20 protein-coding genes and 1 pseudogene are annotated in these 23,964 nt (G+C 46.1%); 7 read left to right on the top strand and 14 right to left on the bottom strand.

The window, feature by feature from the left end; all coding sequences use genetic code 11:
* The first annotated feature begins 1 nt into the window (after window position 1).
* From K6Q96_RS07575 to K6Q96_RS07565, 3 genes and pseudogenes are all read left to right on the top strand, one after another.
* The gene (locus K6Q96_RS07575; protein ID WP_251879184.1) at window positions 2-3,052 is read left to right on the top strand and encodes an efflux RND transporter permease subunit; all 3,051 of its coding nucleotides are present in this window, start codon (window positions 2-4) and stop codon (window positions 3,050-3,052) included.
* Between the two features lie 340 nt (window positions 3,053-3,392).
* On the top strand, window positions 3,393-3,959 hold the full coding sequence (locus tag K6Q96_RS07570) for a hypothetical protein (RefSeq protein WP_251879182.1): 567 nt from the start codon (window positions 3,393-3,395) through the stop codon (window positions 3,957-3,959).
* A 221-nt stretch (window positions 3,960-4,180) separates the two neighbouring features.
* Window positions 4,181-5,143: pseudogene (locus K6Q96_RS07565) on the top strand (transposase).
* A 183-nt stretch (window positions 5,144-5,326) separates the two neighbouring features.
* Here K6Q96_RS07565 and K6Q96_RS07560 read toward each other — a convergent pair.
* From K6Q96_RS07560 to K6Q96_RS07520, 9 genes are all read right to left on the bottom strand, one after another.
* Entirely contained in the window at window positions 5,327-5,740 is a 414-nt protein-coding gene (locus K6Q96_RS07560; RefSeq protein ID WP_251879180.1) for a hypothetical protein, read from the bottom strand.
* A 129-nt stretch (window positions 5,741-5,869) separates the two neighbouring features.
* Window positions 5,870-6,361 carry a hypothetical protein gene (locus K6Q96_RS07555; protein ID WP_251879178.1) on the bottom strand — a complete coding sequence of 164 codons (492 nt, stop codon included), beginning with the start codon at window positions 6,359-6,361 and terminating at the stop codon, window positions 5,870-5,872.
* A gap of 113 nt (window positions 6,362-6,474) precedes the next feature.
* The gene (locus K6Q96_RS07550) at window positions 6,475-6,915 is read right to left on the bottom strand and encodes a tetratricopeptide repeat protein (protein ID WP_238030531.1); all 441 of its coding nucleotides are present in this window, start codon (window positions 6,913-6,915) and stop codon (window positions 6,475-6,477) included.
* A gap of 121 nt (window positions 6,916-7,036) precedes the next feature.
* Window positions 7,037-8,211 (bottom strand): IS3 family transposase gene (locus tag K6Q96_RS07545; RefSeq protein WP_251875508.1). Its coding sequence is split into 2 segments (ribosomal slippage): window positions 7,037-7,926 and window positions 7,926-8,211, totalling 1,176 coding nucleotides; the frame shifts between segments, so codons are not numbered across the junction.
* 84 nt (window positions 8,212-8,295) lie between these two features.
* Entirely contained in the window at window positions 8,296-8,649 is a 354-nt protein-coding gene (locus K6Q96_RS07540) for a hypothetical protein (protein ID WP_251879176.1), read from the bottom strand.
* Window positions 8,650-8,714: 65 nt separating this feature from the next.
* A complete protein-coding gene (locus K6Q96_RS07535; RefSeq protein ID WP_251879174.1) occupies window positions 8,715-9,335 on the bottom strand; it encodes a tetratricopeptide repeat protein in 621 nt (206 codons plus the stop codon).
* A 909-nt stretch (window positions 9,336-10,244) separates the two neighbouring features.
* On the bottom strand, window positions 10,245-11,030 hold the full coding sequence (locus K6Q96_RS07530) for a TSUP family transporter (protein ID WP_251879172.1): 786 nt from the start codon (window positions 11,028-11,030) through the stop codon (window positions 10,245-10,247).
* A 20-nt stretch (window positions 11,031-11,050) separates the two neighbouring features.
* Window positions 11,051-11,920, bottom strand: coding sequence for an NAD(P)-dependent oxidoreductase (locus K6Q96_RS07525; RefSeq protein ID WP_251879616.1), 870 nt, complete (start codon window positions 11,918-11,920; stop codon window positions 11,051-11,053).
* An 8-nt stretch (window positions 11,921-11,928) separates the two neighbouring features.
* Entirely contained in the window at window positions 11,929-12,948 is a 1,020-nt protein-coding gene (locus tag K6Q96_RS07520; protein ID WP_251879170.1) for a TauD/TfdA family dioxygenase, read from the bottom strand.
* Between the two features lie 158 nt (window positions 12,949-13,106).
* On the opposite strand from K6Q96_RS07520, the gene K6Q96_RS07515 reads away from it, so the two are divergent.
* Window positions 13,107-14,453, top strand: a complete 1,347-nt coding sequence (locus K6Q96_RS07515) for an aminotransferase-like domain-containing protein (RefSeq protein WP_251879615.1) — start codon at window positions 13,107-13,109, stop codon at window positions 14,451-14,453.
* A 381-nt stretch (window positions 14,454-14,834) separates the two neighbouring features.
* Here K6Q96_RS07515 and K6Q96_RS07510 read toward each other — a convergent pair whose 3' ends face one another.
* From K6Q96_RS07510 to K6Q96_RS07500, 3 genes are all read right to left on the bottom strand, one after another.
* The gene (locus K6Q96_RS07510) at window positions 14,835-16,688 is read right to left on the bottom strand and encodes a M48 family metallopeptidase (RefSeq protein WP_251879167.1); all 1,854 of its coding nucleotides are present in this window, start codon (window positions 16,686-16,688) and stop codon (window positions 14,835-14,837) included.
* Complete coding sequence (locus K6Q96_RS07505) at window positions 16,688-17,278, bottom strand: LemA family protein (RefSeq protein ID WP_251879165.1); 591 nt, start codon at window positions 17,276-17,278, stop codon at window positions 16,688-16,690. The genes K6Q96_RS07510 and K6Q96_RS07505 overlap by 1 nt, the downstream gene beginning before the upstream one ends.
* 318 nt (window positions 17,279-17,596) lie before the next feature.
* Window positions 17,597-17,854 carry a hypothetical protein gene (locus tag K6Q96_RS07500; RefSeq protein WP_002535099.1) on the bottom strand — a complete coding sequence of 86 codons (258 nt, stop codon included), beginning with the start codon at window positions 17,852-17,854 and terminating at the stop codon, window positions 17,597-17,599.
* 388 nt (window positions 17,855-18,242) lie between these two features.
* On the opposite strand from K6Q96_RS07500, the gene K6Q96_RS07495 reads away from it, so the two are divergent.
* On the top strand, window positions 18,243-18,818 hold the full coding sequence (locus K6Q96_RS07495) for a hypothetical protein (RefSeq protein ID WP_251879163.1): 576 nt from the start codon (window positions 18,243-18,245) through the stop codon (window positions 18,816-18,818).
* Between the two features lie 127 nt (window positions 18,819-18,945).
* Here K6Q96_RS07495 and K6Q96_RS07490 read toward each other — a convergent pair whose 3' ends face one another.
* Complete coding sequence (locus K6Q96_RS07490; protein ID WP_251879161.1) at window positions 18,946-19,320, bottom strand: hypothetical protein; 375 nt, start codon at window positions 19,318-19,320, stop codon at window positions 18,946-18,948.
* A gap of 137 nt (window positions 19,321-19,457) precedes the next feature.
* Here K6Q96_RS07490 and K6Q96_RS07485 point away from each other — a divergent pair, with 137 nt between their 5' ends.
* Both K6Q96_RS07485 and K6Q96_RS07480 read left to right on the top strand, forming a co-directional pair.
* On the top strand, window positions 19,458-19,847 hold the full coding sequence (locus K6Q96_RS07485) for a hypothetical protein (RefSeq protein ID WP_251879159.1): 390 nt from the start codon (window positions 19,458-19,460) through the stop codon (window positions 19,845-19,847).
* A gap of 364 nt (window positions 19,848-20,211) precedes the next feature.
* Entirely contained in the window at window positions 20,212-21,900 is a 1,689-nt protein-coding gene (locus K6Q96_RS07480) for an immunity 49 family protein (RefSeq protein WP_251879157.1), read from the top strand.
* Window positions 21,901-22,075: 175 nt separating this feature from the next.
* On the opposite strand, the gene K6Q96_RS07475 is transcribed toward K6Q96_RS07480, so the two are convergent.
* Window positions 22,076-23,953: a propionyl-CoA synthetase gene (locus K6Q96_RS07475; protein WP_251879155.1), complete on the bottom strand. Its 1,878-nt coding sequence runs from the start codon at window positions 23,951-23,953 to the stop codon at window positions 22,076-22,078.
* Window positions 23,954-23,964: the final 11 nt, after the last annotated feature.

The raw sequence follows: 23,964 nt of genomic DNA, 5'->3' as shown, positions 1-23,964 counted from the left end.
AATGGATATCGCACGTTATACCATTGCCAAACGTACCAGTGTTTGGGTGCTAATTGCCCTCACCCTGATTGGCGGCTACATCAGCTACCTCAAACTCGGTCGTTTTGAAGATCCGGAGTTTGTAATCCGTCAGGCGGTCATCGTCACCCCATATTCCGGTGCAACAGCACAGGAAGTCTCTGACGAAGTGACCGATGTTATCGAAGGCGCGGTGCAATCGCTTCAGGAACTCAAAGAGGTGAAATCCGTCTCCATGCAAGGCATGTCTGAGGTGACGGTTGAAATCAAACTTGAGTTCGCCAATAGCAGCGCTGACCTCCAACAGGTATGGGACAAACTTCGCCGTAAGGTTTCAGACGCCCAAAGGCAGCTGCCTCCAGGCGCTGGCCCATCAATTGTTAACGACGATTTTGCGGATGTGTACGCCCTGTTTTTTGCCGTGACCGGAGAAGGATTTAGCGATAAGCAGCTGCAGGATTATATCGATACCCTTCGCCGTGAAATCGTGTTGGTACCGGGCGTAGCAAAAACCGCAACCTTGGCGGAGCAACAGGAAACCATCTTCGTCGAGATCTCCAGCGAACGTCTGGCGGAATTTGGTGTGTCCGCAGAAAAAGTCTTCCAGGTGCTGCAAAAGCAAAATCTGGTGACAGTTGCGGGCAGCATTGAAACCCAAGCCATGCGTATTCCGGTGATCCCAAGTTCCAGCATTGATTCCGTTGCCGACCTGAAAAACCTGCAGGTCGCAGTCGGTGATAACAACACCGTGCTGCGTCTGGGTGATATCGCCAACATCGTGCGAGGTTACAAAGAGCCTTCCACCATGCTGATGCGATACAACGGCGAGCGTGCGATCGGCTTTGGTATCTCGAATGTCACCGGCGGTAACGTCGTGGATATGGGTGACGCAGTAAAAGCGCGTCTAGCAGAACTGGAAAGCCAGCGTCCGCTCGGCATGGAACTGAATGTTATCTCCATGCAGTCCGATTCGGTGCGTGATTCCGTCGCTAACTTTATCGACAACCTGATTGCTGCGGTTGCCATCGTATTTGTTGTACTGCTGCTGTTTATGGGCGTCCGCTCTGGTGTGATTATCGGCTTTGTCCTGCTGCTGACTGTCGCAGGCACGCTCTGCATCATGCTGATTGAAGATATCGCCATGCAACGTATTTCGCTGGGTGCGCTGATCATCGCGCTTGGCATGTTGGTGGATAACGCCATCGTAGTAACCGACGGTATTCTGGTGCGATTGCAGCAAGAACCCGATGCAGACCGAACGGTTGTGGTTTCAGACGTGGTGAACGCCACCATATGGCCTCTGCTTGGCGGCACAGTCGTCGGTATCTGTGCATTCAGTGCGATAGGTTTGTCGCCATCAGACATGGGCGAATACGCGGGCTCCCTGTTCTGGGTGATCCTGTATTCCATGTTCCTGAGCTGGGTGTTTGCCGTTACCGTCACGCCAATGCTGTGCCATGACTTCCTCAAAGTGAAGCCGGTAAAAGCCGATAAGAAACCGGGTCGTATGGTGACAGGTTACAAAGCTTTGCTGGCCTGGGTGTTGAAACGCCGCATCATCAGTTGTGCCCTGCTGTTCGGTACAATGGCCGCCGCGATTTGGGGTGTTCAGTTCGTTCCTCCGGGCTTTATGCCGGAATCTCAACGCCCTCAGTTCGTGGTTGATGTGTACTTACCGCAAGGCTCAGACATCAAGCGCACTAAAGCCGTTGTCGCAGACATCGAGAAAGACGTGAAAGCAAAAGAAGGCATCACCAATATCACCAGCTTTATTGGCGGTGGTGGCCTCCGCTTTATGCTGACCTACGCACCGGAAGCCCGTAACCCAAGCTATGGCCAATTGCTGATTGATATCGACGACTACACCAAAATCGCCCCGCTTCTTGGTGAACTGCAAAGCGAACTGGATGCGAAATACCCAGACGCTTCTATCAAGGTGTGGAAGTTCATGCTTGGCCGTGGTGGCGGTAAGAAAATCGAAGCTGGCTTTAAAGGCCCTGACAGTGCTGTGTTGCGGCAGTTGGCAGAACAAGCAAAAGCCATCATGTTGGCCGACGATAACCTGATTGCGGTGCAAGACGATTGGCGTCAGCAAGTGCCAGTGCTTCGTCCTGTTTATTCTTCCGAAGAAGCGCAGCGTTTCAGCCTGACTACGCAGGAAATTAACCAGGCGATTGCACAAACCCTGACGGGACGTAACGTGGGAGTTTACCGAGAAGGCGATGATTTGATCCCGATTGTGGTGCGCGCTCCTGAAAGCGAACGCAACCACCAGCGTGCAATAGAGAACACCGAGGTATTCAGCCCAGCAGCAGGCTCCTTTATTCCGGTAAGCCAGTTAGTCGATTCAGTCGACGTGGTGTATCAAGATGCAATTCTTCGCCGAATCGACCGCGTGCCAACTATTCTGGTTCAGGCTGACCCTGCACCAGGTGTGTTGACAGCGGATGCGTTCAACGATGTCCGCAACAAGATTGAAGCCATTGACCTGCCAGCGGGCTACGAGCTCAAGTGGTACGGAGAATACAAAGCCTCCAAAGATGCTAACGAAGGTCTAGTGATTTCTGCGCCTTATGGATTTTCAGCCATGATTCTGGCCGTTGTCTTTATGTTCAACGCCCTGCGCCAACCCTTGGTGATTTGGCTGACTGCCCCACTGGCGGTTGTGGGAGTGACTGTCGGTTTGATAGTGTTCCAGACACCGTTTGAGTTTATGGCGATCCTCGGCTTCCTGAGCTTGATTGGTATGATGGTGAAAAACGCGATTGTACTAGTTGATCAGGCAGACGCAGAAACCCGCGATGGTAAAGCGGCCTACTTTGCGATTATCGACGCCGCTCTCAGCCGCGCCCGTCCGGTATTGCTTGGCGCATTCACCACCATTCTGGGTGTCGCCCCGCTCTTGATTGACCCTTTCTTCAAGAGCATGGCGGTGACCATTATGTTTGGTCTGCTGTTCGCAACCATACTGACCTTGGTGGTGATACCGTTGTTCTATGCGATTTTCTTTAGGGTGAAGGTGGAGGCAGCTTAAAGCAGGCTGAAAGGAAATGCGAAGGGAGCCGGGTGGCTCCCTTTGGCTTAGAACACACCCAAACAGGCTACGCCATGAAAGCCAGAAGACTCATATATTTCCCATAGACTTTAGCTGGCCATAGTCGAAGAAAATACCAGATTTTTACGGATAGCTGATGCAGCCATCTTACAAACAGCGGCAACGGACACTGATTACAGTATCCTTTATGCCACTATCAGTCTTCAGCCGAAATTAAAGCTTAAGGAACAGAAGTCCGTCTAAAAATAGGATCTCGGTGTTAGCCTTCTTTTGGCTGTCACAAATATACTGCCCTTCAAATTTACATAGGAGCAGAACATTGGGACAAAGACGGATATTAATCGCTGCGACAATCGTTTTATCAGGATGCGCTAACCAGACCAATCCGCCAGAAGACAAAGCGAGAGTTAGATATGTGGCAACATCAGACCTCTATTCGCACGTGTATTCTTTCGACAAAGACGGCTGCGAAGGTGAACAACACTTTATAACAACAATACAGAAAGGTGGCGTGGACGAACAAGGTGATATCAATAACGAACTCCTTGGTATGCCTTCACTCGAACACGACTCAAAATCAGTCAAAGAGTATGAATTGCCCGCTTTGGTTCAGCATTTTGGTGCGATATCTACAGACGGTTACACAATCAAGTTCGGAGACTCAACAGCAATTAGCGTGGGATTACGGTGTGCTACAACGTTTTCTTTTACTCCCCAACCTGGTTGGGACTACGAAATCGTGCACTCCGTAAGGCTCAAGGAAGACGACAGTGATTGCGGAGTCCGAATCTATGCTTTGGTTGAAAATGAAGACGGATCATTTTATCGATGGCCACTACGCTCTCTTCAAGTAGCAAGCGGAATTTGCGCAAAGGTCTTTGACTAACACGTGTTACATTTAAGCGAATCCTTGCCAAACTGTGTGTTTATATTCATCTGGAGGTGCAACATCGACGAGAAAAAAGGTGACAGGCACTTTAGAAAATCATAAAACAGTCAGTTTCATCGTCTTATCTTTGCGCTCTCATACTGCTTGATTGAATGTGAAATGATGCTCTGGTCTCGGTATGTTGAATCGCATTGATAGCCAAAAAGAATACGATGCCTGTGACTAAATCCCGTTCTTCTCTCATCAGTGTTGATGCCACGCCTTACTACCATTGCGTTTCACGGTGCGTTCGTCGCTCGTTTCTCTGTGGTGTTGATGAAACGGATGGAAAAAGCTATGAACACCGAAGAGGGTGGATAGAGAAGCGATTACTAGTGCTAGCGCAGTCATTCTGTATAGATGTTTGTGCCTACGCCATCATGAGCAACCACTATCATGTTGTACTTCATATCAACACAGAGCAGGTAAAATCATTATCTCCATTCGATATTGCAGAGCGCTGGCTGGTGTTTCATCAAGGCCCCTTGTTAGTTCAGCGGTGGCTGCGGGGTGACAAGCTCTCAGCATCAGAAACATAACGTAGTTTGGAAATCGTTGAAAGTTGGCGAGAGCGTTTAACGTCGATCAGTTGGTTTATGCGCTTACTTAATCAGCACATTGCCACCGAGGCAAACCGAGAAGACAAATGTACTGGGCACTTTTGGGAAGGACGTTTCAAGAGCCAGGCACTACTGGATGAAAAAGCGTTAGCGGCTGCGATGGCCTATGTGGATTTAAACCCTGTTCGTGCTGCGTTAGCACCTACACCTGAGCAGTCTGCACATACCGCGGTAAAAGCCCGTTTGGATTCCCTGTTAAGAGATGAAACCACAGCACCCTACTTGTTTCCATTTTCCGGTAATCCAAGAGAGAACATGCCTGACGGTATACCTTTTCGGTTGATGGATTATTTGGAGCTGGTTGAGTGGACAGGGCGACAAATACGGGACGACAAACGTGGTTATGTTGAAAATTCCTTTCCACCTTTGCTTGAGCGGCTTGGATTAGAGCCTGATTGTTGGTTAAACACTTGTACGCGCATAGAGCGCGGCTCCATTGTAGGCTCAGAATCGGCTGTTAAAGCTGCATTGCCTCACCTTAATCGCCAAAGGATGTCTGGGCTCCGACTGCCTGACTACTAATTTCCACTTTTACTCGTTGTTTCAAACTTATCAGATACTCATCTGAGTTTTCGGCTTTTTGAAAAAGACTTAAAGGATAGAAAAAGTTCGTCGATTCGACACATATGGCAGGCATATCTAACTGAATGCCGCCAATGTTGGGGGATGCACTAAGTCGGAGAGGGTGAAGGGCTATAGATTTTATTAGAATGCCTGTCCCCATTTTTTTACGATAGCTTTTCTAAACAAAGGCTCATGTTCAACATTTATATCAACTAAAGCATTATCAATCTGATTTAAATCGGAAAGTTTTGCGAGTAACTTTTCTCTATGTGATTTACGCTTAGCTGGTATTAAAAGTATCTTGGATTTCATTTTAATGAAGCCATCTGACTTTCCCATCATTTCGATGATAAATGCTTGAGACTTTGTATAATCCGCATCGGTATAGATAACTTGAAAACAGTCTCGGATAACTTTGTAGTATTCGTGCTGTTCAGCCGGGCATGGAAAGCAACTCGGTTTGTTTACGAGATCACCATCGGCAGCCTTAATAAGAGAACCTATCAATTTCAGAAGCTGTGCTTTCCTCATTTCCTGCATATTCTCGCTTGACACACAACGTCGGCTTAAGGGGCTAAAAACACACGATTCACGCAAAAAACCACCTTAACCACTAAAATTTGAAAAGACTAAAAATGATCCAGTGTTTTTAGTCCCCTTTAAACCTTTGTTATGCAGTTGGTTCTACGAAAGTACGAAAGCAAAAACGCTATCTGCTGCCCAAACCCAGTCATCACTAGCACGATAACCTCTAAGCCATAGTTCTTCGTCATTAGCTCTCAGATAAAAACCGTTTGGATAGACTTTGTCATCAAAAATTTCACGCGAAGCCACTGTGATTTGGCTGCTATTTGTTTGTTCTATATATTGTAATCGAAAATTCGCCGCTAACTCCAAGGAGCAAAGTTCTAAGCCTCTAGAGGTTGCCGCACCAACAATATCCGAATAAATAGCTCCCGCTTTAAACCCAAGTTCTTCAGCACTTAACGCGACTACTGTTACATTTTTTGTTTTTTGATGAGTCAGGAACTTTTCTGACATAAACAGAAGTACTGCATAAGCATTAAAGCTAGTTTTGCTCTCCGATAGCAGCAACAGCAGTTCATCTTTTGTTTTACCGCCAACTTCAATGTCCCATTTTCTACCAACCAAAGCTTTCCCTTTCTTTAAATGCATAACGTCAGCATAACGGGCGTTTACTAGCCCAAACGTATCGGAATACCTAAATCACGGTGTTTCTATAAAAAAGCGCCACGAGTAAACGTCCCTCGTTCATGCCCTTGTTATGTTTACCACTCTCCGCCCGCGGGTGGTGAAAGTTTAGACGTAAGAAAGTCGAAATACTTAGGATCATCAGACTCAAAAATTTCTTTCCCAGCCCCCATGTACGCCCGTGCTAATTCATCAATTGCTTTGTTTGTATTGCCCAACTCAAACTGAGATTGACCTAATCGAAGGTGAAGATACGGATTGCCTATTGCGCCAACACAGTACATAGAGGCAGAAAAGGTCTCTTTAGCTTGCTCAAAACTACCTGATTTAAAATAGACATCTCCAAGTCCAGCCATGACACCCGCAGTGACAGAGTATGATTCTTTTGGAGTGGGGATAAGGTCAAGAGCTTCTTCGAAGTTATCAAAAGCACTGCGATACTCTCCCAACTCGATGAAGACATCCCCCTCATCGCATATTTCTTTAATCTTAAGAGATAGTTCTTCATTTATTTCCATATGGTTTCCTTACCAGCGCTATTGAAGTAAACATAACGCCCGCCATAAACGGCGAGCGCGTTTTGCGAGTCCAGCCCCCGTAGGGGGTGATGTTCCCCCGATTAAGCGGACACCTAATTACCTAAATCTGTTGTTTCTCAAACGCTATTGGAGATACATAACCGATACTCCCATGGAGTCGTGTTCGGTTGTAAAAGTAATCAATGTATCGCCGGAGTTTCTCTTCAAGCTGCACCAAACTTCCAATAAACGCATCCTTAATTAATTCGCCTTTCAGCGTTTTGAAGAAGGACTCCACTTCCGCGTTATCTGTGCAATGACCAGGACGATTCATACTTTGCATTGCACCGATACTGCTCAGGTAATGACGTACTCGATCCGCGCAATATTCACGACCTCTATCTGTATGGAATAATAACCCTTGCTTAGGCTTCCTAGCTCTCACCGCCTTCGTGATTGCGAGCATGGTCAAGTCCGTGTCTAGTCGATGACTTAAAGACCAACCCACAATTTTCCGCGAACATAAATCGATGACAACGGCTAAGTATCCCCACTTGTTGCCGACTCGAATGTAGGTCACGTCCGACGACCATTGCTGGTTAATTTTTAAGGGCTTAGACAACTCTCTACGACGATTTTTGAGCCCTTTGAAGAACGCTCTACTTTTGTTTCGACGGCGATAGACTCTGTCAACGCGTGCCTTTAATCCGGCCTCTTTCATCAGGCGAGCTACGCGTTTCTTACCCACTCTGACGCCTTCCTGCTTCAACGCTTCGTGTATTTTCGGGCTACCATATCTGCCTTCACTACGTTTGTGCAAAAGCGCTATTCTTTCGCCCAGCACCTTGTCTATCTGTGCATGCTTAGATACACCACGTTGCAACCACGCGTAGTAGCCACTACGTGACACCCTAAGGTGCAGGCACATTAACTTCACAGAATACACACCAGTGAACGCTTTTATGAATCGGAAGGCTTGCGCCTTTGTTCTGCTTGAAATCGTTGCCACTCCTTTAGGATGTCATTTTCCTCTTCAAGCTCTGCAATACGCTGTTTTAATGCAGATATTTCGTCTTGTGATTTTGGCTTATTCTGCGATTTTGGAGGGACTTTAGGCATACCAAACACTCCATCTAGGTAAGCCCGTCGCCACTTCGAAAGCATAAACGGATGGATATCTAATGCTTCTGCAACTGACTTGACTGTGCGGTGACTTTGAAAGCTCCACTCCACCGCTTTACGTTTAAAGTTTAGTGAATATTCCGCTGTCTTTTTTCCTGATTTGTAGGCTGGCATAAGGCCCCCTCTATGGACTGAAATGTGTGTCCACTAAATCGGGGGAGGTCCAGGGCGATGTTTGATGGCCTTGTTATGTGCGAGTTAATCGATTAAAAAACCGACTTCTTTTATCTCTTGGTCTATTTCTTGGACGAAATAGCGAGCTAGATACTCACCCGCTACTTTTGTGCTGGTTTGCTTCCAGATTATTTGTGCAACTTGATCATTACGCAGTACGCCCAAGACCTCCCTATCGAGGCTTAAAGATGTAAACAGTACTTGTTCTCTCCATGCTTTCAGAACAGCGGCTTTATTATCTGGGTCAAGAGCCTCCTGTTGTGTTTGATAGGCACAAAAGGAAGTCCAATCTTGTTGATTTGAAGCATTAATAACAGCATCAATCATAGGTAAAGCAATTGCTAGAATCTCTGCGTCTGATTTGTTTGTAATAGACATAAGATAAGCCTCGTTTGTTGATGATTGCTAAACTAAGCGGCGCGCGTCCTTGCTTGAGCGCCTTGTTATGCGTGTATGGCACGAAGCTCATTTACCACGCCTTTATATTCTTTGCCCACCAAGCCAAGGTTTTGATGAAAACGACAACCTGACTTTTTAATTTGAGCAGCATCAAATACCTGGCTGGCATGATTGGCTGCCTGATCGTTGTTACCGCTTCCGGAGGAAATGATTGCCTTTGCAGCATGCCACCGAAAATGATCGACTGGAAACATTAACCGCTTCTGGTGTTCCTCTAGGACTTCGTTGGCAGACTGATACAATTTAGTAAGCTTATTCTCTGCGATAAGCAGTGGATAGAGAATATATGCATCGGTTTTTAGATTTGGAAATGCCGACTCTCGCTCTAAGGCCTTACTGTAAGAATTGATTGCATTTTCCATTTCACCTTTAGCGATATATGCAGTCGCCATATCACAGTAAGCCTGAGCATGATCAAAGTCATCGTTTAGCTCGAAGTATTGCTCTAGTAGTGAAAGTGCAACATCAGGTTCTGTACTGGCAATTGTACAAGCCTGAATTCGCAAATACTTTTCTTTTCGGCGAGCACGCTTAAAGTTCTCGAAGAAGTTGATTTCAATTTCTTCGCACCACTCCTCGTTTCTATACCAATCTTCGCTACTCAATCGGTGCTTCCTTTGGGCATAAAGCTGCCATAAACGGCGAGCACTTTTTTGCGAGTCCAGCGCCCGAAGGGCGCGATGTTTCATGGCCTTGTTATGTAAAAACTAATCGAAGCTAAGATGGCTATCTTTTTTTTCTTTTTGAGCCGTACTTCTTCTGGAAGTCCTTTTCCTCTTTATCTGTACGATATCTGGCGTACCAGCCTATCAATAGTACAAAAGGTATAACTGACAAAAGAACCAACACACCAGAAGGTGTCAATCTATGACCTACACCCGATATATAATATTCATGGCCTCTACCGGATATTACTTCATACACGGTATCGAGAAGGAAGCCTGTAAACCCAATTACAATTAAAGGAAAGGCTATTCGGAAAAACTTTTTAGGGTTTAACTTCATTAAGCATTTCAACTCCGTTTTACATAACAGTGTATTCAACACCAAAATGGGGCTATTAAACACACCATTGTGTCCAACAATAACAAGCCACTGTATTTTTAAAGTGGCTTTTTCTATGTTTTAAAAGCCCTTTCTCGCAGTGCTAAAAATGGCCTTGTGAAAACGCCCCAAAACGGCGTACTTCGGTATTATGCGACACCTTTGCATTTACTGTGTGTATCAACAGTGGAAAAGCACGTTTCGGATTATAAAAAGTAGGGTGAATAGGAGACTTTTAAACACCTCATCAAAAATGATGCTGGCTCACTTTGGGGCAAAAATGTGCTAGTGGATATCAGCCTAGTACGAGTAGGGACAAGCGGCTTAGGCTTAGAACTCTAAGCAGTGCAGTTCGGATAAACTGGGTTTGGGCATACTCTTGCTCACGAACGTCTATAAAGTCAGTGACAATTGGGTATTCGATAGAAAGCCACCGACACAACAAAATGAGCGGTGGCTACACGGCATTATTAGGCAATCAGGAACTTATATCCAAGCGAGAACATCAAAAGGCTGAGCGAGACAGAAATGGTTCTACGTATCAGTTTTGGCCCGTACTTCATCGCCGACGAACTACCAACGTGATTGCCCAGCAGGTTCATTACTACCAAAGGCAATGCCAGAAGATAAAGCACATGACCTGCAATCATAAAAGCGATCAGCGCGCCAATATTGGATGCAAAATTAAATAGCTTGGACGTTGCAGACGCAGCCACCAGTTCAAATCTGAGTAAATAATGCAGCGCCAATATCAAGAAACTGCCTGTACCTGGACCAAAAAAACCATCATAAAATCCAATCACAAACACCGCTGCAGGCACACCAAACAAGAGCACGCCTTTGCTCACAGGCTTTTCCGTTTCGTCACTTACTTTTCCTTTAGGAAGAAAGGAAAAGATGATCCCTATCGGTAGCATCGCCAGGATGATCTTACCAATCGTCTCTGGGTCAAAATAGAGAATGGCCTCTGCCCCGGCATAGGCGCCAATCAAACCAGCGGGTATCCCTGTTGCAACCGCTGTCCAAACGACTTTTTTATTCTTAATAAAGTTTCTGATTGCAGCGATTGTACCTAGTGTGCTCACGATTTTTTCTTGGCCCAGCGCTACCTGTGGTGGCAATCCGGCAAGAATAAAAGATGGCACAAGTATTAGCCCGCCTCCGCCTGCTACCGAATCGATAAACCCGGCAGCAAATGCCGACAGCATTAAGGCAATAAGCACCCAAAACGTAATATCATTCCCTAACCATTCCATGATTCATTCCTTTGAATTTGTTATTCATATGCTTTGATGAGCACGGAGGTGTCCGAGCGGCCGTGACCCTGTGCTTGGAGTTGTGAATATTCTCGATCGACGGTTTCTATCAAGGGCAACTGAAGGCCATATTTCTTTGCTTCGTCCTTGCAAATACCCAGATCTTTTCGCATCCAGTCTATGGCAAAACCGAAATCGAATTTCTGCTGAGACATGGTGACGGCTCGATTTTCCATTTGCCAAGACCCTGCTGCCCCATGTTTTAAAACATCAACGACCTGAGCAGTATCCAACCCCGCTTTTTGCGCCAGTAAGAGTGCTTCACTCAATCCTTTCAACACGCCAGCGATACAGATTTGGTTCACCATTTTGCAGCGTTGTCCTTGACCATGATCCCCCATTAGAGTGAACTGACGGCCGTATGCATTGAGTACGGGTGAGACGCCATCGAAAATGTCTGGTTCACCACCACACATGATGGTTAACAATCCATTTTCCGCACCCGCTTGCCCCCCAGAGACTGGTGCATCGATGAAGTGAACGCCTTTGTTTGCACACGCATTCGCAAGTTCTTCAGCTAACTCGGCGGACGTGGTGGTGTGATCGATAAGTACTGAATTGCGTTTCATTGAAGCGAGAACACCCTCCTCGCCATAAACAACAGCTCTCACGTCGTCATCATTTCCAACACAAATAGCAACAACATCTGCTGACGTCGCAGCTTGTGCCGGTGTCGAACGATACTGCCCCTTAAAGGTATCCGCCCAAGCTTTGGCTTTCTCTATTGTTCGGTTATAAACCGTCGTATCAAAGCCTGCTTTTGATAGATGCCCGGCCATTGGGTATCCCATCACACCCAAACCGATAAACGTGACTTTCATTGCTTCCATACTCATTTTTAGTCTTTTCCTATATATTTTCTGTCGTCATACACTGTCACAATCCGATCCAGTGAACTCATACCAAAAAGGCGAATTAGCCAACGATCTGCACCATCATCCCGAGGTTGAAATCCTTCACGGCTGTGCAATATGCGTTGGTTTTTAATAAGAAGTAGATCACCAGGTTGGTAAACCAAATAGTGTTTCAATGATTCGTCATTCAACCTTGCTTCAAACATAAGCAATGCTGCAGCGGCACTCTCTGTTAGGGGCGTAACATTTTCTTTGTCAAAGCGACAGTAAGCCGTTCCATAATCATCCATGACCAATATTGGCAGAACTGTTGAAATTGCCTGTCCGAAAGAATCAGGCCTGCTTATCTTAAAGTTTGGCTTTAACAATTCGTCAATAACGCCAGCGCTTAGCCCCGTTAAAAGGTCGTCTACTAGAACAAAGTTAGAGCGAACGCTTAGGTCAGAACGCATGGCCATCAAAGAAAGGAATTCTGGACACCCACTCTTATCTGTTAGGCGCTCACATGCCAAAGGAAGGTCTGGGTTATCTACATGATGGCCAAAGGTGTGAGTAGAACCATGAGATGATTTCTCTGTACGGGCTTTTGGGTTTGGTACTACGTGTCTAAATAATAAACCCTGATTTTCAGTTTGAAACGAAATAGGTTCAATACCAGCCAATTGATATATCCCAATATGACATCCACTTGCGAGTGGAGTCTTCGAGGGAGCGATATAGCCATTATAAGGAGTTGCACCTAGATCAGAGTCTATCGGCAGACCTCGAATAATAAGTGCACAACTTTCGTCTGATTCTTTGAAGTCTTGAATGATGTTTATCTGATGTTCTGGAAGGCAATACCTAACCGTACTTCCAAACCAAGTTTTTGTTTTTATGAATGATTTATCATCATCCAACCTCAGGCTGGCAAAAGCATTCCTCAGCTTCGTTGCTGCTTCGTACGGTATGTGGATTTCACGTATACGCGGGTCTTTAACTATTTCCATTTTTTGTTGCAACATTTCCCTATGCCTATTCTGATGTTGTAGTGAACTTGGCTAGTTTAATTCCACGCATTAACATATGTCAATATGAAAAAGATAAAAGATATGTGAAGTTTAGGAAGGAAATAACATATGTAATGAGCTATTATTTTGCTGATTCAAGTAGGAGAAACAATGTGAGCAACAGTAAATTCAGAGATATAGCGGACGTAATCGAAAAAAGAATTGTTAATGGCGACTATCCGCCAAACACGAAACTTCCAACCCACCGCATACTGGCTGATGAGCTGAGCACGACGCCCGTGACCGTTGCGAAGGCCTACAAACTGCTTGCTGACAAAGGGCAATTAGAATCATTTGTCGGGCGTGGCACTTTTGTTTGTGGGCATTCTGAGTTGAACCAAGCAATTCAGGCCCCAAAGGATGAAGAAAACACTTACAACTTTTCTCTCTTACAGCCATGTCTTTACAAAAATGTTCCATCCCTCCAACAGGCCTATCGTCAGACGGCCGAGCAGCTTACACCTGCGTTGATCGGCTATGTAGAAGACAGTGGTCACGAATCTCATCGTCTTTCAGGCGTAGCTTGGGCAAAAAAATATGGGCTGAAAGGCGGGCACAGTGGGAATACTTTACTGACAAATGGCGCACAACATGCTTTGTCACTGCTGATTGAAACGCTCTCTAAACCTGGCGATACCATTGCTGTTGAATCGTTGACTTATCCTGGCATTCTCGCCATAGCAAGCCTGTCAGGTAGAAGTGTTGTCGGCATAGAGATGGACCATCATGGCGCTTGTCCAAACGCACTCGAAAATGTTATCAAATCGCACAAGCCAACACTGGTCGTATTAGTCCCCTCCCACCAAAACCCCACAGGCATAAGCATGCCTGAATCACGAAAACGCGCTATCGCCGATGTTATCAACCGACACAAAACGTGGTTGGTAGAAGATGACATCTACTGTTTTCTCGACGAGCAACCGATTGAGCCAATTGCCAATTTCGCTCCCGATTTTACATTTCATATATCAGCACTTTCAAAAGCACTCAGCCCGGCAATGCGATGTGGATACATTAAAGTACCGGATAACAAGGTAGACCTGCTAAACGCCCACATTCGCGCCAATATCTGGCTATCGTCACCGATGAACTACGCAGTGGCCACCGTCCTTATCGAATCAGGTGAAGCCTTTCGAATAGCAGAAGCTCAAAGGGTGACAGCCGCGGAACGCCAGATATTGGCACGAAACACTCTGGCTTCCCTGAACGGATCTGTTTCTTCTGGTTACCACATTTGGCTACCACTCCCTCAGCAATGGCAACCTGAACGCTTTGCAATGGAAGCGAAAAACCGAGGAATAATCGTTACGAGTGGAAGTTACTTTGTCACCAACGGGGGGACAAGCAACCATGTGAGGCTCTCTCTGATGGCGATTAGCTCTGAAAAGCGGCTGGAATCAGGCTTACAAGCACTGAACGAATTGATGAGTCTAGATGTAAAGGCACTTTTCCCGTATTGAGTAAGGCAATCGCCATCACAACATTCAAAACAACTTATGTCATTAAACATAAGGAAAATGGGTGTTTTTATAATCTCGTACACCTTATCTGGACTTGCTCGATCCAGAGTGATTTAGTGCGGAGAAATGAGTCAAAAGTGGTTATCTGTACAACACTAGTTTGTCATTCAAAAGTCTGATGCAAATACTCAGGGATAGATCGTTGAGGTTTGCTATCTCAAAGTCACTTTGGGTCAGTAATGACCCAGTCCTAACACAAAGGGAGTCAGTTGACTCCCTTCGGTGTCAAAACCCACCTCCCCTATATCTGGAGTCTTAAAATCGCAGGCCAGTCTCATAAATCAAGCCTCAGATTTGAGTGGTGAGCCAAATAACTTCGGTTTAACTAGTGACGGTAAGTGGAGGCTCCGGCACCTCCAAGAAACAAGCAATCACTCGATAAAGTTCACCTTCTGCCACTGTGATTTTACCGTCAGACTCGATGGCTAACCGGCAAGCTTTTACAAACTTACTTCTATGTGGCGCTTTAAGTTGAAGCAACGTCTCTAGCATCGCTCGACTCAATCGCCAGTTATTATTAGCATCTTGGAGTGTGGTTTCAGCGAAACCCAAAGACGTAAGCGCTGTATTGAAAGCGCGCTCTGCGCCATCTTGCTCTGAATGAGTCACCCATGCTAACTCCCGCAATAACCAATGCACGCTGTCCTCTAGTTGTTTCAGGCTTTTATTCTGACGAGTTGTGCCAAAAGGACCAATGAGATGCTTTTCCACTAAGTTAATGACACACCACTCCGACAAGGAGTAATGACCATCCGTTTTGGATAGCTCTCGAAGCACTTCGCAGAGCCTGTTTTTTTGCCCTTCACTCAAGGCTTTCAGCGCAGGAATCGCTAACTCTAAAAGAGGAAGCCTCAAATGAAGTGGCAGATGGTAGTCCAACCAAGGTAGCAGTGCGGCTTGAGAGACCATTGGGACATGACCTTTGATCATCCTGCGCTGTATGTCACTACCATCAAATATCAGCATCAAAGCAATAAAGCGCGAACTGTATGGCTCACGAGCTATATCAACCAGCTCTTCAGGTAGTTGGCTAATGAGCTGTTTACCGATTTCGCTCATCTCAGTTGAAGTTGCAACATTCTCTTGTAGAGTAGAGTCGCTATTTGAAGCGAACCCACTGACTTGTTCACTCCCAAACTCAGACGCTTTTTGCTGGCTTTTGTGAGCAAAACTTCCGTCCCAGTTTGGTTCGATACGACGAATACGCTCTTCAAGTGGGGGGTGCGTGGCAAAGAATCCGGTGAAACCGGTCAGTTGACTCTGCCCAAACATCATATGACTCATTTGCTTACTTGCTTTGGCATCCAAACCAGATCCCGACGAGTGCCCGCCTATCTTCTTAAGCGCACCCGCGATTCCGTGGTCATTGCGGGTAAACTGAACAGCGCTGGCATCTGCTAAGAATTCACGTTGACGTGAAATTGCGGCTTTGATCATGGACCCAAACAAGGTGCCAACCCAACCTAGTATCAAGCAAACAATCGCAATTAGCATGATCACTGCAAAGGCCTTACCCGAATCTGAAGAGCTTCTCGATGAGGATCTTGCATGGTGCGTATTGTCTAAAACCAAGTGACCCAGATGCGCAATACATGTGATACCAAACAATACACCAATCAAGCGTGTATTTAAGCGCATATCTCCATTCAAAACGTGGCTAAACTCATGCGCGATAACACCTTGCAATTCATCACGGGTGAAGTTGTCTAGCGCGCCTTGTGTTACCCCAATAACCGCATCATCAATACTCATACCAGCGGCAAAGGCATTAATACCGCGCTCTTCCGCTAAAAGATAAACAGGAGGAACAGGAATACCCGAAGCGATTGCCATCTCTTCGACAACATTCAACAGCTGCCTATGCTTGGTATTTGTCGTATTAGAAGAAATAAGCTTCCCACCAATACTCTCTGCGACACCATGCCCCCCATGTGAAGACAGCTCATAAAGCCGAATCATGGAGCTGACTGCTACGACCAATATGACGCCTGCAAAGCAGAATAAGGCATAGATAATCGCGGTTCGTTCGTCAAAGGGCTCCCCAGTCACTGAATAATAGATGCCAATGGATAGCACGCTGACTAGACCAGTAATGATTAATACTGCTAAGGAAAACAGAAACACCAAAAGCCCGGTGCGTCGCCGCGCGGTATCTTGATGGTCATAGAAATTCATTAGAACTCAACCTTTGGCGCTTCTTGGATTGCTTCACTGTCCGCAAATTCCAGTAGTTTGCCATCCTGGAAACCAAACATATTCGCAAACAACACTGGAGGGAAAGTTTGCTTGTAAGTGTTGTAAGTGGTGACAGCGTCGTTAAATGCTTGGCGAGCAAAGGCGACCTTGTTTTCCGTGCTGGTAAGTTCTTCTTGCAGTTGACTCATGGTTTCGTTGGCTTTTAGCTCTGGGTAAGCCTCTACAACCACATTCAACTTACCTAGCGCGTTTTGTAGCATGCCCTCGGCTTGAGCCAGTTGGCTAATTGCAGCATCACTGTCTGGCGCATCACTTGCCGCTTTCAAGCCAGAGATTGCTTGATTACGCGCCTGAATCACACGTTCGAAGGTCTCTTTTTCATGTTCCATGTAGCCTTTCGCCGTGCTCACAAGATTCGGAATAAGGTCATAACGACGTTTTAGCTGAACCTCAATTTGAGCAAAACTGTTTTTAAAACGATTACGCAGCGTCACGAGCTTGTTGTAAATGCTGACTATGAGCACCGCGATAGCCAAAATAATAACGATAGAAACAATAAGTGAAGTCATAACAAGTTCCATTTTGTTAATGTGTAGAGAATTTATCTATATATCTGAGGCAGATAAAAAATACTGTTCGGTCTGGATATTTAGCTATCTTTTTCTGTAAAAAAACCAACCAGACTGCCCGCAAATTCAGCACAGTAAAAAATGGTAAGCCAATTGATGCCTCTATGGTAATTCATGAATCACATTTGCGGTCGAGTACTGTTCCAAAACAGCTCAAACATAAACAAAACCAATCGGTATTTGTCGAAAGCGAATCTCTCAAGCTATCAATTCAACCCAAAATGCCTGCATCTGGGGATTTCATCGCACAGTAAAAAATCACATTGCCAGTGAAAGTAACGCGAGGGGAATGACGATCACAGAGAAGTGCAAAATGTTGAACCACTTATCACGGTTCTGAACGCGCTTGAAACCAACTACCGCCAGTAATGCATCTACCACAGGCATTTTGTATCGCGTGATTAATAAAACAATCTGCAACACAATGCCTGAGATAAAGATATATTTCGCTGCCACACCATAAGGCGTCGCCCACATCGCATTCAGGCTTTCAACTACACCCTGCTCTACCGCCATATCACTTTTCCCTGTTTGTTTGGCTGATTATCTATTGGGCATCCTACCCTGCTGCGCCACGCACAGCTCACTTTTTATTGTCAAAAAAAGACTCATCAGACTATAGCGTGGATGTAAAGCGGGATGCGTGTCAGTTTTGTGGAAAAAGCAAAGATAGATAGAAGGTTAAAGCGCTCTGCGCTCGAAGTCATCATGACTTTAGGTAGTCGGTTTCTTCTCACTTTTGTCGATAACTTCGTCTCTTCTGAAAGGTCATTAAACAAGTTAGAAAGAAAACCATCTCTGTCACCATTCCCGATAAAAGTAGACTTATCAGCCTGAACACGTATGATCTCGGGTAATGTCAAACAGAAGCAAACTAAATATTTGTTTATAAACAAGTTTAATTATGATCAGAGAAGCAACACTTACTCCATACAGTAGATGGACCAAGCCTTTGGTGTCAGAAGTGGCCGAAGTGATCAACCTATTAAAAGATAACGGCTACGATTCGAATCAATTGGTTAGCGTAACAGGCATCCAGCAAAAGAATATCAATGCGTGGACGGCGCGTTATAAAAACGAACCTGACAACGTTTCAACCATCCCTTACCCATGCTGGTGCTTCTTGTGCGCGCTCGCTGGCAAGCCGAATATCCAAAGCAGTGGTGAAGTGATTGAAGTTATCGTAAGAAGAGTGCTTTCTTATTTTAAACCGACGGCTTTCAGGCCTAATGACAAGTTTGTGTGTCCCACCAGTGAGCAGTTCAGCAATCTGATAGATAACGATAATTACGAAGCGCTGACCACCGAAAAGCTGTCAGAGGTATTTAATTGGAATGCCAATAACTTTGCACGCGGCATTGCAAACGGTTCATTGCCATTCCTTAACTGGAGCCTGATCGTGATGAGCTTGGGCATCGATATTCAAAAGATGATCCTGAAAGAGCTGCAAGGTCCAGTATCACTGGACGAATGTGATTGAACCTCGGCGAACGATTCAATCACCGCAAAAACAAAAAGGCGCTATCAAACCCTTGTTTGATAGCGCCTTTTTCTTCAGAACATCATAAGCCCCGCAGTCACACTTGGCTTAACGCGAGATTTCGCGATTAGTCAATGTCGCAGTCAGTGCAGCTTTGCAGCGCGACTTCATGCTCGAAAACAGCTTTATCACTTCCGTCAGCAAGAAGCTCTGCGATTTCATCCTGAACTTCTTGCTCATCTTCCGCTTTAACTTGATTCGCGAGTTCTTCTTCTGAATAGCCGAAGAAGTTCAACAGCAAGTAATCGCGCGCTTCCTGTTTCGAGCATGTCACGTTCACTGAAAGATCCGGTTCAACCTTGCCTTGCGCAATAATCGCTGCGATTTGGGCAACAACATCGTCTTTCATCGCTGGGGTTAACCAACCAAGATCAGTACTTACTGTGGTGTTTTTGCAGTTAAAACAAGGCAGTTGGTGAAAGTAATATTGAAAATCAGTCATGGTCATTTTTCTTCCCGTGTTTTGTCGCGAGATTATGATCATTTTCTGGCAAAATACTAGCTGTATATACCCAAACGACCTGAAGATGCTCATATTCAGGTTGTTTGGGTACAACTCAATTAATAAGGCCAAACCCAATGTCTAATGTCGTTCAGTTTCCCCAGTTCGGTGGTAATAAGAAGGCTAAAAATTCCCAATCAGCCAATTCACCAAGTCCGAAGGAATTAAGGGAACAGGCGGCATTGAAACAAGAGAATCAATGCTACTTCTGCGGTACACGTAAAGAACCCAAAGACTTGCACTGGCTTAATCAGGTTGGCTTTAAGCCGAAGACCCATGTTGTCTGCGGTACATGCAGCTCTGAAGCAAAATCACATTCAATGGATGAACTGCGGATCATCCTTGCGCTGAAAGCCATGGACTTCAGAACTATTAAAATGAAGCAGTACCTTGAGTTAAGGGAAAAAGGCGTACGTATAGACGGTGTCAGTGAATACAAGTTCCACTTTGAAACACTTGAGCGATGATGACCATGAGCAAAAGGGAGCCAACTGGCTCCCTTCCTATTCCAAATGACCAACCGTTCCTACCGCTGCAATACCCTTTCAATTTCATTCGGGCTCGACGGTTCATCAATCGTTGAAGGCACCGCATATTGTTCGCCATCGGCAATTTGGCGCATGGTTCTGCGTATGATTTTGCCAACGCTGATTTAATGCCAAATCAGCCTCGCTGTGTTAAGTGCCCCTAAAAATAAGAGCCAAAACCGAGCCCAGATAACCTCAGCAAGACAATATGCGCTAATTTTAGGATCTCCCCATAAAACCAGTCACGACCGATAAGAAGTGGCTTCAGTTGATGGCCCTATTGTCCTCAACTCAGAGGAATCACATGAGACTAAAACAGATAGAAACACTGGCGGTTAACATGGCATATGGCGATTATGCTGAGTTAAACACCGCACAATGGCCAGAATTCGAAAGTGATTACATTAGTTGTGCGAATTACAATGCATTGACATCTTGGTATGTGTTTGGCGATATCACAGGCTTCAGGGCATGGACTGCGGTGGAAGCCTATCTTAAGTATTGTGATCTTAAGGACATTGTATCGGATTCGATGATAGAGGTGCTCGTGCTTGCACTGCTCGGAGAATGCCATGCGTTGGTTGATGAAATCACCAGTCAGGAACTGTCTTTGTTGGATGAGTCATATCTTGTGCTGGAATATGACAAAGGTGAAAGTCTGCATCTCCACCGTTTGGCGCTCTTGGGCCAATTTGAGGAGCTGGATCATTTTGTTAAGGAGCTAACAGAGAGCTATAACGCGGGGAGATATGGAAGGGTGATGACTGGTCAAGTACTCGCTATCCCCGCTGCCATCAATGCCGAACTAACCTTTTATCGCGGCCTTTTGGATGGTAACACAGCGTTAATGCAAACCACGTTGGACAAATTATCTAAGGATTTCTTGCAAGCCCAGCAAGAAAAGGATGAGTTCTACAGGTCTGATTATTTATTCTCGCCGACAGCGTTTTTGTTGTTAACCGTTGCAAAACAACATGGTATTTCACTGCACCATTCAGAACTTGTTGTGCCTGCTGCATGGCTTAAACGCTCTGGCAAAAACCGATCTTATCATCCAACATGTTGGCCGATGATGCTGCAGCTACCATTGCCGAAACAAGCCTTTCAGTTTAGTTCCGACGTCAAGGACTATTACACTGGAGACAGCGCCATTCCGAAAGATAAAGCCAAAATCTTATGTGGCTTGCTTGAAATCCTGCATTTTGAAGATGAACCCTCGAACTTTTGCTTTGCAAAAGCCGTTAAGGCCTGTGCAGTAAACCCGACGAAAACCAGCATGATAGCCGCGGCATTGTATGCCATCTATCCACGTGCTGACGTGGTGCAAAGTGTTTCTCAAGCATCAATGAATCATTGGAACAAAGAGGAGCCTCAGCTCGTTGTCTTAGGCAACCTTAAATATTACGGCATAGGAGATGTGTTAGCGCTAGCAGTACTGAATGGTAAGAAACAGGTGTTGCAATCACTGCGCGATTTTCCAAGCCTCGACCCTAAATCTTTCCGCTGGTCCAATGATGCCGATGACTACAACACATTCATCAAAAATAGGGCGATCCCTGGCACCAATGAACACCGTTTCTGGCTCTTTCAACTGGCGCTTCGTGGCGATATGTCCACCCTTGGTCAAGAAACTGAGAGTGTTTTGAAACGTGACGTATCAGATCATGCAAAGAGCGAGGCACTCTTTTTTGTCGGCTTACTCAATCGTGATATCAATGAAATGGCTAGCGCAGTGCATAAAATAGCTTGCGAACAGCAAGGCCGAAAATCAGGTTATTTCCAGTTATCGGACATTTTGGCCATTGATGCACTTATTTGTGTTCTCATTGCACGACACCATGGACTAAACATTGATGTAGACACACCATTGTTACCTAGGGACTTTTTTACCCTTCCTGCGAAATCGGATGTAAGTGAGCTTGTTACCTATCAATCGCTCAAAAACGCGGCGGAAGTCATGATTAGTAGTTTTAGTTCCAGAGACCATAATTGACTCTGATCGGGGGTATGAGACTCAAATAGAAAAGTAACATTGATGTGCACTGTCACCCTCGAAATCGCCATAAATAGTTCAACATGCTGAATTTGAGTTCAGTTGTCTGGGACGGGCTATTCATAGCAAAAGGGAGCCAATCTGCTCCCTTCCTATTCCAAATAACCAACCGCTCCTACCGCTCTAACACCCTTTCAATCTCATTCAGGCTGGATGGGTCATCAATCGTTGAAGGCACCACATACTGTTCGCCATCGGCTATTTGACGCATGGTTCTGCGTAGGATTTTACCGGAACGTGTTTTCGGCAATCTGTCGACAACCAAGGCCAGCTTGAAACAAGCCACTGCGCCGATTTCTTCCCGTACTTTGGCGACAAGCTCTCCAGCCAGTTGGTCTGAAGCTATGTCGACACCATCTTTCAGCACCACAAAGCCGACGGGAAGCTGCCCTTTCAGCTCGTCATGAATACCTATAACCGCGCATTCAGCCACAGCAGGATGTGCGCCGACAATTTCTTCCATTTCACCGGTTGAGAGGCGATGCCCGGCGACGTTTATCACATCATCGATGCGGCCCATGATAAAGAGATAACCTTCTTCATCCAAGTAACCGCCGTCACCAGACACATAGTAGCCGGGGAATTGGCTGAGGTAGCCCGTCTCGAAACGATCATGGTTGCGCCATACCGTCGGCAAACAGCTCGGTGGCAACGGCCGTTTTAGTGCCACATAACCTTGCTGGTTGGCTTTGAGGCTATTACCAAGTGCATCGAGTATTTCGACTTGATAGCCCGGTGTTGGCTTTGTCGATGAGCCTGCTTTTACTGGCATTACCTCAATACCCATTGGGTCACAAGCAATCGCCCAGCCTGTCTCGGTTTGCCACCAATGGTCAATTACCGGTTTTCCGGTTTTTTCGACGACCCAATCGTAGGTCGGTGGGTCGAGACGCTCACCTGCCATAAAGATGGATTTCAGCGAGCTTAAATCGTACTCATTGACGTAGTTTCCATCTGGATCTTCTTTCTTGATGGCACGGAAAGCCGTCGGTGCAGAGAAAAGCACATTTACTGCATAGTCTTGGCATACCCGCCAAAAGGCACCTGGGTCCGGTGTTCGAACCGGCTTACCCTCGAACAAGATTGTGGTACACCCGTGGATCAGTGGCGCATAGACAATGTAGGAATGGCCCACTACCCAGCCGACATCAGACGCTGCCCAGAACACACCATCTTGCGGCATGTCGTACACGGCATTCATCGAGTATTTCATCGCGACAGCATGCCCGCCGTTATCGCGCACTACCCCTTTGGGCTTGCCTGTGGTGCCAGAGGTATAAAGGATATAAAGCGGATCGGTGGCGAGCACAGGAACACAGTCATGAGGCTGAGCCGCTTCATAGGCGGTTCGCCAATCTACATCGCGTTCTTGGTCTAACGTTGCAGCACTCTCTGGACGTTGCAGCACCACCACTTTTTCAGGCTTCCAACGACTGTCCATTATGGCTTTGTCGACCAGCGGTTTATACGGAATCACTTTGCTGACTTCGATGCCGCAAGAAGCCGTAATCAGCACTTTTGGCTCTGCATCTTCAATGCGAACCGCCAGTTCGTTAGGAGCAAAACCACCAAAGACCACGGAATGAATCGCGCCCAATCTGGCACAGGCAAGCATTGCCATGGCGGCTTCCGCCACCATGGGCATGTAAATCACCACGCGATCGCCTCGCCCAACGCCCATTCCAGCCAGCATACCCGCGATTTTTGCCACTTGGTCGCGCAGTTCAAAGTAGCTGTAAGCTTGTCTTTTCGCTGTGACTGGGGAGTCGTGGATCAGCGCGGTTTTGTCGCCGCGCCCGTTTTCGCAATGGTAATCCAATGCCAGCCAGGCGGTGTTCATCACGCCATCTGGAAACCAACGCTCAATGCCATTTTCGTCGTTGGCCAGAATGGTTTTCGGCTTCTCAAACCAATCAAGTTGTTCTGATTGCTCACGCCAGAAGGCTTCTGGCTCGGTTTGCGCTTTCAAGTATTCCTGTTGATAGCCAGACATATTGATTCCTC

Source organism: Grimontia kaedaensis, assembly GCF_023746615.1.
Lineage (GTDB): Bacteria > Pseudomonadota > Gammaproteobacteria > Enterobacterales > Vibrionaceae > Enterovibrio > Enterovibrio kaedaensis.
The sequence above is the reverse complement of the archived record's forward strand: the minus strand, read 5'-3'. Positions and strand labels throughout refer to the sequence as shown.

What these genes read in the sequence shown, in the direction of transcription:
- K6Q96_RS07525 (WP_251879616.1), bottom strand. Translation starts at nt 11,920, where the DNA reads ATGGAAGCAATGAAAGTCACGTTTATCGGTTTGGGTGTGATGGGATAC.
- K6Q96_RS07540 (WP_251879176.1), bottom strand. Translation starts at nt 8,649, where the DNA reads ATGTCTATTACAAACAAATCAGACGCAGAGATTCTAGCAATTGCTTTA.
- K6Q96_RS07475 (WP_251879155.1), bottom strand. Translation starts at nt 23,953, where the DNA reads ATGTCTGGCTATCAACAGGAATACTTGAAAGCGCAAACCGAGCCAGAA.
- K6Q96_RS07550 (WP_238030531.1), bottom strand. Translation starts at nt 6,915, where the DNA reads ATGGAAATAAATGAAGAACTATCTCTTAAGATTAAAGAAATATGCGAT.
- K6Q96_RS07480 (WP_251879157.1), top strand. Translation starts at nt 20,212, where the DNA reads ATGAGACTAAAACAGATAGAAACACTGGCGGTTAACATGGCATATGGC.
- K6Q96_RS07510 (WP_251879167.1), bottom strand. Translation starts at nt 16,688, where the DNA reads ATGAATTTCTATGACCATCAAGATACCGCGCGGCGACGCACCGGGCTT.
- K6Q96_RS07520 (WP_251879170.1), bottom strand. Translation starts at nt 12,948, where the DNA reads ATGTTGCAACAAAAAATGGAAATAGTTAAAGACCCGCGTATACGTGAA.
- K6Q96_RS07505 (WP_251879165.1), bottom strand. Translation starts at nt 17,278, where the DNA reads ATGACTTCACTTATTGTTTCTATCGTTATTATTTTGGCTATCGCGGTG.
- K6Q96_RS07575 (WP_251879184.1), top strand. Translation starts at nt 2, where the DNA reads ATGGATATCGCACGTTATACCATTGCCAAACGTACCAGTGTTTGGGTG.
- K6Q96_RS07555 (WP_251879178.1), bottom strand. Translation starts at nt 6,361, where the DNA reads ATGCATTTAAAGAAAGGGAAAGCTTTGGTTGGTAGAAAATGGGACATT.
- K6Q96_RS07530 (WP_251879172.1), bottom strand. Translation starts at nt 11,030, where the DNA reads ATGGAATGGTTAGGGAATGATATTACGTTTTGGGTGCTTATTGCCTTA.
- K6Q96_RS07485 (WP_251879159.1), top strand. Translation starts at nt 19,458, where the DNA reads ATGTCTAATGTCGTTCAGTTTCCCCAGTTCGGTGGTAATAAGAAGGCT.
- K6Q96_RS07490 (WP_251879161.1), bottom strand. Translation starts at nt 19,320, where the DNA reads ATGACTGATTTTCAATATTACTTTCACCAACTGCCTTGTTTTAACTGC.
- K6Q96_RS07495 (WP_251879163.1), top strand. Translation starts at nt 18,243, where the DNA reads ATGATCAGAGAAGCAACACTTACTCCATACAGTAGATGGACCAAGCCT.
- K6Q96_RS07500 (WP_002535099.1), bottom strand. Translation starts at nt 17,854, where the DNA reads ATGGCGGTAGAGCAGGGTGTAGTTGAAAGCCTGAATGCGATGTGGGCG.